Consider the following 11,956-nt stretch of genomic DNA (forward strand, 5'->3'; position numbering starts at 1 on the left):
GGGCTGAGGTTTAAATACTCGAACGGGACCACCCCGGTCTATGTTCGACGCACCGCTCGAATCGCTGTACATCTGGACCGCACTCTCTGTCGCTGCGACGGTCCTCCTCGGTGTCGTCGCCGGGATACCGACGACGCCAGCACCCGACGCGTCCGGCGTCGCAGATACTGTCGATGGCGTCGCCGTCGCCGACTACGACGTGACGGCCGAACGCTCGCTAAATGCCGATTCCATCCGTCTCGACGCCCAACGTATCGGTCTCCGAAACGAGGGCGGTGCCGCACACGCGACGTTCGCGTTCGGTCCAATCGTGCCGACGACACCCGGGACGCGTCTCGGTGCTGTCGCGGCGGGGTCGCCCCCGAGCGACGTGTTCGAGTCGCCTGCGGCGTTCCGCTCGGCCGTCGCGGACGCTCACCAGACCAACTCGTCGTGGCGACCTGCCGCTGAATCGCTCGCTGTCCGACACGTCTCGTGGGAGGGAACGGATGTCACCGTCGTCTCGGCGTAGAGCACAGACGTCCCCGGTCGCCGCGCTCACAGCACTCGTCGTCGTCTTCACCGCGCTCTCGGGGTACGCGACGGTTCTGGACCGGGCGCACCCGACTGCCGACAGAGACCTCGATTCGGCGACACTCACTGCCGTCGAATCTGCCCTCACCGACGAGACGGGCGTCGTCGAACTCTCTCGACTCTCGGACGCCCGGTCGGCCTGTCCCGACGGATACTCCTGTCGTATCGTCGTCGCCGTCGACGACGTTCGGCGAGTCGCTGGGCCTCCCTCTCCGACAGGTGCGGACAGTTCGGTGACTCGGGTCAGCGTCCGTACCGAACCCGGTCGTGTCGGATTCGGCAAACTCCGTGTGGTGGTGTGGTCGTGACCGACCTCGTCTTCGACGTGACGCTCTGTCTGCTTCTCGTCGGTGCGAGTGTCGGACTGGTCGTCACCGCCGACGCGGGTGCAGTCGACGGAGGGGCGGTCGGCGCGGGTCGACCAACCCCCGACGCCGACGGCATCGCGGCGTCGCTGGCGACGAGTACGGCGACGGTGCAGTACGACCTCGAACCCGGTGTCGACGCGGCCGACCCGTCGCTCCTCGGTGCCGACGGCGTCGACTCTCGCGAACTCGATCGAACTGCGCATGGAAGTCTCGCTGGGTTGCTCGCTCGGGCGACCCTCGGAGCGACCACCGTCGATGGTGTTCGCCTCACGCACGCACGGGACGACTTGCGTCGACAGGTTGCCACGCGAGTCGCGTCGGAACTTCCAGCACGCGGCGTCCAGATTGCAGTTCACTGGTCGCCGTATCCCAGTGCACCGATTCGTGCCACCGATACACTCGGCCCGACGCCGCCGTCGTCTGCGACGGTCCATGCCGCCACCATCGACGTGCCGAGCGGATTTCCGTCCGCGCGTGACGACGCTCTCGCCGCCAGCGACGACGGATTCGACGCCGTCGCCGGCGTCGTCGCAAACCGGACCGTCGCTGGACTGTTTCCACCGACACTCGCACGTCTCGCACTGCGCGGCGACGAACCAGTTTCGACGTTGATGCGCCATCGGTACGAGCGAGCAGGGTCGCTGGTCGGTGCATCCGTCGCCCCGGAAGTCGCCCGCGAGGAGACTCGCGCCGCGAACGCTGACCTCGGGGCGGCGCTCGCACCGCGACTCGCCGCCGATATGCGAACCCGGTACGACGACCCAGAGAGCGCGGCCGACGCTGTCGCTGTTGGGCGCGTCACCATCGTCGTCAGGACGTGGTCACCGTGAGACTCGCCGAAGACGACCTGGGGCGGGTCCCGTTCGCCCTACTCGGGGTTCTCCTCCTCGTCGGGAGTGCGACGTTCTCGGGGGCGCTCTCGACCCACGACCCCGTCACGGACCGACGAGTCGAAGACGCAGTCGAGCGAGCGACTGCACAGACCGACGCAGCAGTTCGAGCAGCAGTCCGCGACGCGGCGCGTGAGGTCGCCGCGAATCCCGTGACGACGCCGGCGAACACGACGGTCGGTCGGGTTCTCTCGGAGAACCAGACCTTCCGCGACTATCTCCGTCTCCGAATCGCACTCGCCACCGAAGAACGGCTTCGGGCACTCTCCGCTCGACGCGGCGACGTCCACGCGACGGCCTCGATTCTGCGGCCGACGAACGAATCGACCCTTCGCAGCGCGATGGACCGCGTCTCTCTCGAAGGACGGGAGAACGGAACGATGCTCGTCGTCACCGTCGAAAATATCACAGTCAAAGCGCAACGAGACGGTGCTCGCGTCGCCGACGAGTCGGTCACGACGACGGTCGGCGTCCGAACACCAGTCCTCGCACTCCACAACCGGACGGAGACCTTCGAACGGCGTCTCGACGCGGGCGCGACGAACGGCGGCACGCTGGACGCGACAGTCACGACGGCGCTCTGGGCCGCAGCGTGGACTCGTGGGTGGAGTCAGTACGCCGGTGCACCCATCGAAAACGTCGTCTCGAACGAGCACGCCGCGTTGGCGACGAACGCCGGTGTCCTCCTCACAGAACAGCAGACGTTCGGGAGTACCGATGCCGACGCCCGCCATGCGGTCGGCCGTGCTGCCGTCAGAACCGGTGTTCGAAGCCTCCTGGCACAGACCGGCGCGACCGGCGCACCTGCACTGGCAGACGCACTCCCAGCCCCGAACGAAGTAGACGGCCCCCCTTTACCGACTGTCTCGACAGACCGAACCATCGAGGCGTCCGTCGGTTCTGCGGCGGACCATGGACTCGTCTCACTCCTCGATGGCACCGATGGCGACTCACTCGACGACGTGGTCGCCGACACACACCGGGCGACGGTCTCGGTCGAATCCAACGTTCACGTCGTCCAGCACACGAGCGACCCACCAGTCGACGCTGGTTCCGACTGGAGACTCGTAGCGACGACGACCGAGACGAATTCGTCGGTTACGACGCTGCCTACCCGAGCGCCCGCCGTCGCTCCAGATACCGCTGTCGCGGCGGTGGCCTCTCGGATGGTGACGACCCGTGAGCAGACCACGAAGACGTGGCGACTCGGAAACGAGACCTTCGAATCGGAGGAACAGACAGTGAAGAAGACGCGCGTCGACGTCGCGGTGGTGGTCGAACCGAACGCTGTCCCCGGTCCAGCGCGTCCCATCGACCCATTGCTCACGCCGGGTGGTCAACTCGACGGCGAGAACGTCGCCGCCGCGGCGAGCGTCGCTGACGACATCGTCTCCACTCGCGGCGGGTTCGACGGACTCGCCCGCGACGTGGCCGAGGGTGACGTGCCGTCGCCCGAGTCGGTCGTCGCACCTCGGCCGTCTGGTCTCGACGCGTGGATTCGTGCCGACCTCGTCAGTCTCCACCAGCGAGTCCGCAACCGAAGTCTGACCGTCTCGGCCCGTGCAGTCGCCGCTGGCGAGGTGAACCCAGCGGCTGAACTCGCCGCAGACCTCCGCTCCGACCGGGACGAACTGGTCGGTGCACCTGCTGCCTACGACGGCGTCGCCGACAGAGCACGTGTCGCGGTTCGCGCCGCGTATCTGGACCGCGTGCTGGTGGAACTCGACCACCGCGCCAATCAAACCGCCGCCGCGACTGGCGCGGCAGACGAGGCGGCGCAGGATGCGAACGTCGGGTCGCTCTCGTCGGCAGTCGCTGCCGAACGGACTGCTCGGCAGGTCCTGGAGACGACGCGGCCAGCACAGCAACCCGGTCGTCCCGGTGGTGTCCGGTTCGTTCCCGACGCGGACCCGATGTACCTCTCACTCGGCGGACTCTCGGGGGCCGCAGTTCCGTCCGTCGACCGCGCAGGGACGTACCATCCGCTCGTCGCCCGCAACACCAACCTGTTCACCGTTCCCTACGGGGACGCGACAGACACCGTCCTCGAACCCGTCTTCGGCGCTCGTCGTCGCGTCTCATTGCGCGTTGCGGCCCACGCACTTCTCGCTGCGGACGATACGTTGGCGGCGTCGAACGGAACCGACGACACCCTCCGTGAACGCCACGACGAACTCGAACTCGCCGTCGTCCGCGCGACGGTTCCGGCCGAAGAAGCGGCCCGCGACACGCTCACTACGCACACCGACCTCGGCGTCACTGAACGACAGCAAGTACTGGAATCGACGCTCGGCCGATGGGACGACCCGGCACACAGAGCGCTGGCGGTTACGAACGGGTCTGCCGCACGTGCTATCGCCGTCTCTGCAACTACACCGAGAACCGTCGAAGCGGACCTCCTCGAACTCCGTCTCGACGACGCCTTCCGGTCTGTCCGCCGGAGCCAGTCGACGACGGTTCCACAACGGCTCACGAACCGAACCGTCGAATCGACGCGAACCGCCAGACAGGACGTCGTCGCGTCCGCGACGACTGACGTGGTGAGGAACGCGACTGAAGACGCCGTCGAGGAACGCATCGACGACACGCTTGATTCGCGATTCGACCGCTCGTTCCGTCGCGTCCCGGCCGGGATGCCAGTCGCTCCCGTTCCCGGGTACTGGTACGCGACAGTCAACGTGTGGGACGTCGCTGTCGCCGGCGAGTTCGCACAGTTCCGTGTCCACGCCCGCGGCGGCGAAACGGAGTCGCTGACCTACGCCCGCGATGGGTCCGCCGTCGCATTCGACTGGGACCGAGATGGGACGCGGGAGACAGTCGGCCGCGGCGAGCGTGTCACGTTCGACGTGGAGACAGCCATCGTCGTCGCCGTCCCGCCGTCGGGAATCGGCGTCGGTGACGTAGACGGTGACGCCGACGAACGCTCTGCCGGGTGGGAAGGAGGCGCGGGATGTACCGTCGCAACCGATTGTCGGGCACTGTGACGACGCGACGACTGTCGGAACCGACGACGACACGCACTGTCGTTGCGGGCGAACTCGTGTCGAGTGACAACCGTTTTGCCGCCCGACTACCCAATCCTCGGTATATGTTGTACGACGCCGTCGCGCGCCCCGGCACCGTGTCGCCCGACGAACTTCGGGCCGCCTACGAGGACGAAGTCCGTGCCGCAGTCGATGCCGCTGGCGTAGACGCCGCCGCGGACGTTGCCGATGTCTCCGAAGATATCCTCTCGAACGGCGTGTTGGAGTTGACGCTCGAACAGGCCGCCTCGATTCTCGCACTCACCGACGGCAACCCGGACGCCGACGCCATCGCGTGGGAGTTCCGCGACCACCTCCTCATGGGCATGACCACCGGCATCCTCGACGTAGACACACTCGCCGCCGAAGTCGAACTCGACCTTTCGGGCCAAGAGATTCAACAGGCCATCGAGGGCCGAACTGCGGCGACGCTCTCCGAACTCGCGGCCATCCACCACGCCATCGCCGTCCGAAACGAGCGATGAGGGTCGCCATCCTCGGATGCGGATACGTCGGCCTCGAACTCGCCCGGCAACTCGTCGCCGACGGGCACGACGTGTGGGGCGTTCGACGCTCTGACGCGGGCCTCGACGCCGTCGCCGACACGGGTGCTGAAGCGGTGCGTGCCGACGTGACGGACGCGGAGCGTCTCGCCGCGATTCCCGACGTCGACCACGTCGTCTTCGCAGCGAGTTCCGGTGGCCGGGGGGCCGACGCCGCGCGCACTGTCTTCGTCGACGGTCTACGGACCGCTATCGACCACTTCGCCGCACGCGACGACCCGCCGGAGCGAGTCGTCTACACGTCGAGCACGGGCGTCTACGGCGACCACGACGGCGCCTTCGTCGACGAGTCGACACCGCTCGACCCGACGACAGACAAGACGCGCGTCTTGGCCGAAGCGGAACGTGTCGCACGCGAGCACGCCGCCGAGCAGGGACTCGACGGAACTGTCGCGCGATTCGCGGGTCTCTACGGTCCTGACCGCTACCGCCTCGAACGATATCTCGACGGCCCAGTCACGGAGGGGTATCTCAACATGGTCCACCGTGACGACGCCGCTGGTGCCGTCGCGTACCTCCTCGAAACCGACCGTGCACGCGACGACACGGTCCTCGTCGTCGACGACGAACCCGTCTCGAAACACGAGTTCGCCGATTGGTTGGCCGACGAGTGTGGCGTCCCGCGTCCAGAAAAGCGGACGAAACAGGACCGACTCGATGCGGGTGACCTCTCGGAGGCGGCCCGGCGTCGCATCCTCACGAGCAAGCGGTGTTCGAACGACTACCTCCACGAACTCGGCTATGAGTTCACTCACCCGACGTATCAGTCGGGCTATCGGGCGGCAATCGACGCCTTTCGGGCGAATCGCTCCTGAGCGTTTCCCCGACCAGATAGGTTGAGGGGTCGGATGTTCTGTCAATTGAGAACGACCGATTAGGGGGAATATTCATACCATTCCCCTTGGACTTCTTGTGTATGGTCGGCTCGGTGGGACAGTTCGACTCGGGAGAGGTGTTCGAGTCGGTGGGGTCGTTCGTCAGCACACACCCGGAGCTAGCGGCGGCTATCGTCGTCGGCCTCGGAACGGTTGCACTCGCCCTCTACGCGGCGATTCGGTTCAAGCGCCCGATGGGCGCGCGCTTCGCCGAGGCTCTCGAAGACGTCGAGGAAGTGGCTATCCTCATGCACCCGAACCCGGACCCCGACGCGATGGCCACCGCAATCGGGGTCGCGTGTCTCGCCGAACAGGTCGGCACGAAACCGACGATTCAGTTCGCTGGCCAGATTCGACATCAGGAAAACCGGGCGTTTCGGACCGTTTTGGACCTCGATTTAGACGCTATCGACCACGTGAGTGACCTCGCCGCCGAGGCGGTCATCCTCGTGGACCACAACACCCCACGTGGCTTTGCGGGGGCAGAGGGCGTCCTCCCGTACGCAGTCGTCGACCACCACCCGGGCGACGGCACAGGCGAGGCGTTCACGGACGTGCGAACCGACTACGGTGCCTGTTCGAGCATCATCGCGGAGTACTTCCGTGACCTCGGGGCGAACCCGGTGCCGCCGGACATGCACGCGAGCGAGGTAAACTCGACGTACACCGTCCCCTCACAGGTCGCGACGGGTCTCGTCTACGGCATCCTCACCGACACCAAGCACCTGACCGCCGGGTGTTCGTCGGCGGACTTCGACGCCGCAGGGTATCTGTTCCCCGGCGTGAACGAAGACCACTTAGACCGCATCGCGAACCCCGAAGTCTCCCGCGAGGTGCTCGAAGCCAAGGCCCGCGCAATCGCCGGACGCGACGTGCGCGGCCCGTTCGCCGTCGCCGACATCGGGACGCTCTCGAACGTCGATGCGATTCCGCAGGCGGCGGACGAACTCATCCAACTCGAAGGCGTCACCGCCGCCGTCGTCTGCGGCGAACGCGACGGCAACGTCTACCTCTCGGGTCGCTCTCGCGACGACAGAGTCCACATGGGCCGAACGCTGGAAGCGGCACTGACGGACTACCGCGGGTCGAGCGCGGGCGGACACGCTCGTATGGGCGGCGGACAGATTCTCCGCCCCGAAACCGTCACCGACGGCGGGAACGGCGGTGGTATCGTCCGCGACGAACTCGTCGAACGCGTCTTCGAGGCGCTTCAAGGCGACATCTGAGCAGTTCGCTTCTGGATTCGAGTTCCCCACCGCGCGACCGGTGGCCCTTAACCGCCGGGTGTCTTAGCCCCAGATATGGCTACTGGACGGGGAACGTGGGCCTACCGTGACCGCTTCGGCGACAGTTTCGGCCGGACCTTCTTCCGCCGATTCGGACCCGGCGTCGTTTCGAGTATCGGCATCGGGACGTATCTCGGTGACCCGAGCGACGAGGTAGACGACAGATACCGCGAGTCGCTCGTCTTCGCACTGGAGAGCGGCATCAACCTCGTCGACACGGCGTCGAACTACCGCCACGGTCGGTCGGAACGCGTCGTCGGCGACGCACTCCGCGAGGCGGATATCGACCGAGAGGCCGTCGTCGTCGCCTCGAAAGCAGGGTTCGTCCCCTTCGACCGGTCGCGCCCCGAGAACCCTGGGCAGTACGTCCGCGAGACGGTCCTCGACGCGGGACTCGCGGAGGCAGACGAACTCGCCCACGGCAGTCACACCATCGCGCCGACGTTCGTCGACGAGATGGTCGACCGCTCGCTCGACCTGACTGGCCTCGACCACATCGATCTCTACTACCTCCACAACCCCGAGACGCAGTTGGCTATCGCCGACCGCGAGACAGTCTACGACCGCATCGAAGCGGCCTTCGAAGTGCTCGAACGGCGAGTCGCCGCGGACGATATCGGACGATACGGCGTCGCCACGTGGGAAGCGTTCCGCGTCGCGCCCGACGACGAGGCGTACCTCTCGCTCCCGGAAGTCGTCCGCCGGGCCGAACGCGCGGCCGAGACGGTTGGAAACGAGGAGTCGTCACTCGACGCGATTCAACTGCCGTTCAACGTCGTGATGGCCGACGCGTTCTCTGTCGACGCCCACGAGACGGCCGACGGCGAGACGACGAGTGCGCTGTGGTACGCTCACGAACACGGCTTGCACGTCTTCACCAGCGCGAGTCTCGCACAGGGTGACCTCGCCGCGCAGATTCCTGAGGTGGTCGACGACGTCCTCTCCGGAGAGACGTCCGCTCAGCGTGCGCTCAACTTCTCTCGGAGTGCACCGGGTGTCACTGCCGCGTTAGTCGGTGCGTCGTCGCCAGAACACGTCGCAGAGAACGTCGCTGCCGGCACGTTCGACCCACTCGGAGCGCGGGCGTTCGATTCCGTCTTCGAGTGAGGTCGGTCGCCGACTGGGAGGGCGTTCGTCGACCGGTGTCAGTTTGCCGTCGAATCGGGTGGTTCGCGGGAGCGGCCGACAGGGTTATCTGAGTTCTTTCCACTCGGTTCCGCAATCTGGGCAGATTCGAAGCGCGAACACTTCGTCGGGGTCGTTCTTCTTCTTGAGTGACTCGCCGCACGTCGAACACGTCAGTCGACCGTACGTATCTTTGTCCAATTCGCCGTCTCGAAGGCCCTTCCGCGTTGTCTTCATAAACGGTCGTTTGTGTAACGAACATAAAAACCCGCCGGCGACCCGGCAACCGTCTCTCGGTTCGAAAGTGTTGTCACTACGGGGTGCGCGCTTTCGAGCGTGTCACGTGGCCGCCTCTTTGGAACCCTCTGCGGGATGGTGCTACTCGTCAATCTCGCCCGTGTCGTCTTCGCGCCCCTCCTCGGCGAGTTCATCACCTTCTTCGACGTCAACCGCGCGACGGTCGGACTCGTCGCGACACTCGTGTGGCTTGGCAGCGCCAGCCTTCGCGTCCCGACGGGGTGGCTTCTGACGCGGGTTCCCCGTCACCACGTCGTCCTCGGAACCGGCGTCATCCTCGTCGCCGCCTCGATACTGACCGCGAGCGCAGAGTCCATCGAGATGCTGATGGTCGGTGCCGCCTCGATGGGTCTCGCCTCGGGTGCGTACTTCGTCGCCGCCAACCCGTTAGTGAGCGAACTCTACCCCGAACGCGTCGGCCGCGCGATGGGTATCCACGGCACTGCGAGCCAACTCGCGGCCGTCGGCGTCGCTCCCTTCGTCACGCTCGTTCTCGCCGTCGGCCCCTCCGTGACCCCCCGACTTGGGTTCGTCTCCGCGTCGTGGCAACTCGTCTTCGTCTGTGTCGGCATCGCCGCCGCCGTGGTCACGCTTGCGCTCTTTTTCACGTCGCGGTCGACAGACCTCCCCGACGCGGGCGCGGCGGACCGTGACCTCCTCGGGGCCGTCCGTAAGGAGTGGCGCATCATCCTCACCGGCGTCGTCATCCTCGGGTTCACGGGATTCGTCTGGCAGGGCCTCTTCAACTTCTACGAACTCTACATGGTGACGAAAGGCCTCCCCGCGGCGACGGCGCGGAACATGCTCACCGTCGTCTTCGGCGCGGGCGTGCCGGCGTTCTTCTTCTCTGGCCGCCTCGCCGACAGACTCCCGCGCGTCCCCTACATCCTCGGCGTCCTCGTCGCCTTCGTCGTCTCGGTGTTCGTCCTCACGCAGACGACCGGACTCCTCGCGTTGCTCGTCGTCACGGCCATCGTGGGGTACGTCATCCACAGTCTGTTTCCGGCGCTCGACGCCTACTTGCTCGATACCCTCCCCGACGAGAGTCGCGGCAGCGCGTACTCGGTGTACTCGTTCGGGATGATGATTTTCCAGGCCAGTGGGTCGGGCGCAGTCGGATATTTGACCGACGTGGGCTACACGTTCGACCAAGTGTTCGTCGGATTCGCGCTCGGTCTGAGCGCCGTCGTCACCGGACTCGTCGTCTTCCAGCGTGCCGGTCGGTTACCAAACTGAGTCCCGGACACCCCTCTCTTCTCGCCGCACTTTTGCTCACCCAGTCCAACCACCGTACTGATGGAGTACGTACAAGAGCGGGTCACGACGCTCCACGACCTCTCGGGGACGGTCCCCGACGCACCCACGGACCGTGCGGCCGTGGTCGTCCCCATGACCGAACGAGAGTACGCCGGCCTCGCCGCAGAGCGCGTCCTCTCGACGCTGGAGTCGCTCTCGCCCGCCCGCGTCGTCGTCCCACTTCGCGCCCCCGCCGACCGTGTCGTCCCCTTCGTCGACTGGTTAGCCGACTTCGACCTCCCGCTCGACGTGTTGTGGTGCGACGGCCCCCGTGTCGCTGACTTACTCGAAGAGAGCGGTCTCGAGGGAACACGGGGCAAGGGCCGCGACGTATGGCTTGCACTCGGGGTCGCCGCCGACGAAGACTACGTCGTCGTCCACGACGCGGACACCAAGACCTACGACGAGCGGTACGTCTCGCGACTCCTCTTTCCGCTCGCCCACGGCCACGACTTTTCGAAGGGCTACTACGCCCGCGTCGAAGACGGCAACCTGTACGGCCGACTCTTCAGGCTCTTCTACGCGCCACTCGTCCGAACCCTCGCCGACGAGACGGACGCACCAATCGTCCACTACCTCGAATCGTTCCGATACGCGCTCGCCGGCGAGTTCGCCATGACCGGTGACCTCGCGTTGCAGATGCGTTCGCCCCGAGATTGGGGACTGGAGGTCGGGACCCTCGGCGACGCCTTCGCACACGCTGGGTTCGAGCGCAGCGCACAGGTGGACCTCGGCGCGTACGAACACGACCACCGGGCGGTCAGTGGCCCGACGGGGCTCTCGGACATGAGTGAGTCAGTCGGCAGAACGCTCCTCCAGACCGTCGTCGAACACGGCGCCGCACCCGACTTCGAGACACTCGCCGGGCGCTACCGCGACACTGGCTTTCAGTTCGTCGAACAGTACGCCGCCGACGCGGCGTTCAACGACTTCGACTACGACCGGACCGGCGAGCGTGAACAGGTCGAAACGTACGCGCAGGCCGTGGTCGAACCGGGAGACGACACGCGACTTCCGGCGTGGAACGATGCACCACTCTCGCCTGCGGACGTGCTGGCCGCGGCGCGTGCCGATATCGACGCAGTTCGGGGAGGTGACCGTCGATGAGTGAGTCCACCTACGACGACGTGGCCGGAATCGTCGACCTCTTCGGCGCACTCACCCGCGACGAACTCGAACACGCACTCGACGAACTCGCGTTCAAACAGGGCCACGAGACAGACGCCGACGCACTCGCGGACGTCATCTCGGACGCTATCGACGCGTACTATCTCGTCGCCTACGAGACTCCCGACGAAGCGGACGAACTCCTCACCGTCGGCCCGATGGCGTTTCCCACGCTCCCGCCGCGAGCGGAGGACTTGCCGCACATTCTCGACGTCTCCGTCCGCGACGTGCCCCGAAACCAACTCGTCGAACAGGTCGAATCGCGTCTCCGGACGGCGGCGGCCGAGGCGGTCGATTCGGGCGACACCGACGAGATTTCTCACCTCCTCGACGTGACGTACGACCTCGAAGCGTGGGCAGACGCCGACGTGGCCGACATCAGGGACAGACTGGACGCAGCATTGGCCGAAGAGGGGCAGGCCTAAGTCGTGTCATCACTTTACGAATCGTGACGATGGACCTCGCGGGCGTCACCCGACACGAACCGGTGACA

At 66.2% G+C, this 11,956-nt stretch carries 12 protein-coding genes; 11 read left to right on the forward strand and 1 reads right to left on the reverse strand.

Translation table 11 applies throughout. The features are described from left to right. Nucleotides 1-40: 40 nt before the first annotated feature. The 8 genes from AUR66_RS12295 (at nt 41) to AUR66_RS12330 (ending at nt 8,685) form a co-directional block, all read left to right on the forward strand. Nucleotides 41-511, forward strand: a complete 471-nt coding sequence (locus AUR66_RS12295; RefSeq protein ID WP_058572656.1) for a DUF7283 family protein — start codon at nt 41-43, stop codon at nt 509-511. Beyond that, a complete protein-coding gene (locus tag AUR66_RS12300) occupies nt 489-881 on the forward strand; it encodes a DUF7285 family protein (protein WP_058572657.1) in 393 nt (130 codons plus the stop codon). Before AUR66_RS12295 ends, AUR66_RS12300 begins: the two co-directional genes overlap by 23 nt. Beyond that, complete coding sequence (locus AUR66_RS12305; RefSeq protein ID WP_058572665.1) at nt 878-1,771, forward strand: DUF7284 family protein; 894 nt, start codon at nt 878-880, stop codon at nt 1,769-1,771. Before AUR66_RS12300 ends, AUR66_RS12305 begins: the two co-directional genes overlap by 4 nt. Continuing rightward, the gene (locus tag AUR66_RS12310; RefSeq protein ID WP_058572658.1) at nt 1,759-4,815 is read left to right on the forward strand and encodes a DUF7286 family protein; all 3,057 of its coding nucleotides are present in this window, start codon (nt 1,759-1,761) and stop codon (nt 4,813-4,815) included. The genes AUR66_RS12305 and AUR66_RS12310 overlap by 13 nt, the downstream gene beginning before the upstream one ends. A 104-nt stretch (nt 4,816-4,919) precedes the next feature. Then, a complete protein-coding gene (locus AUR66_RS12315) occupies nt 4,920-5,339 on the forward strand; it encodes a DUF5791 family protein (RefSeq protein WP_058572666.1) in 420 nt (139 codons plus the stop codon). After that, nucleotides 5,336-6,232, forward strand: a complete 897-nt coding sequence (locus AUR66_RS12320; protein ID WP_058572659.1) for an SDR family oxidoreductase — start codon at nt 5,336-5,338, stop codon at nt 6,230-6,232. Before AUR66_RS12315 ends, AUR66_RS12320 begins: the two co-directional genes overlap by 4 nt. Nucleotides 6,233-6,333: 101 nt before the next feature. Then, nucleotides 6,334-7,518, forward strand: coding sequence for a DHH family phosphoesterase (locus AUR66_RS12325; protein WP_058572660.1), 1,185 nt, complete (start codon nt 6,334-6,336; stop codon nt 7,516-7,518). 75 nt (nt 7,519-7,593) lie between these two features. Beyond that, nucleotides 7,594-8,685: an aldo/keto reductase gene (locus tag AUR66_RS12330; protein ID WP_058572661.1), complete on the forward strand. Its 1,092-nt coding sequence runs from the start codon at nt 7,594-7,596 to the stop codon at nt 8,683-8,685. An 84-nt stretch (nt 8,686-8,769) separates the two neighbouring features. Here the strand turns inward: AUR66_RS12330 and AUR66_RS22045 are convergent, their stop codons facing one another. After that, nucleotides 8,770-8,940: an HVO_0758 family zinc finger protein gene (locus AUR66_RS22045; protein ID WP_197409769.1), complete on the reverse strand. Its 171-nt coding sequence runs from the start codon at nt 8,938-8,940 to the stop codon at nt 8,770-8,772. Nucleotides 8,941-9,075: 135 nt separating this feature from the next. On the opposite strand from AUR66_RS22045, the gene AUR66_RS12335 reads away from it, so the two are divergent. The 3 genes from AUR66_RS12335 to AUR66_RS12345 are packed head-to-tail and all read left to right on the forward strand — an operon-like array spanning nt 9,076 to nt 11,888. Next, nucleotides 9,076-10,236 (forward strand): MFS transporter, encoded by a 1,161-nt coding sequence (locus AUR66_RS12335; RefSeq protein ID WP_058572662.1) that lies wholly within the window; start codon nt 9,076-9,078, stop codon nt 10,234-10,236. A 60-nt stretch (nt 10,237-10,296) separates the two neighbouring features. Next, complete coding sequence (locus tag AUR66_RS12340; protein ID WP_058572663.1) at nt 10,297-11,403, forward strand: hypothetical protein; 1,107 nt, start codon at nt 10,297-10,299, stop codon at nt 11,401-11,403. Beyond that, nucleotides 11,400-11,888, forward strand: coding sequence for a DUF7109 family protein (locus tag AUR66_RS12345; RefSeq protein ID WP_058572664.1), 489 nt, complete (start codon nt 11,400-11,402; stop codon nt 11,886-11,888). The genes AUR66_RS12340 and AUR66_RS12345 overlap by 4 nt, the downstream gene beginning before the upstream one ends. Nucleotides 11,889-11,956: the final 68 nt, after the last annotated feature.

Source organism: Haloferax profundi (assembly GCF_001469865.1).
GTDB lineage: Archaea > Halobacteriota > Halobacteria > Halobacteriales > Haloferacaceae > Haloferax > Haloferax profundi.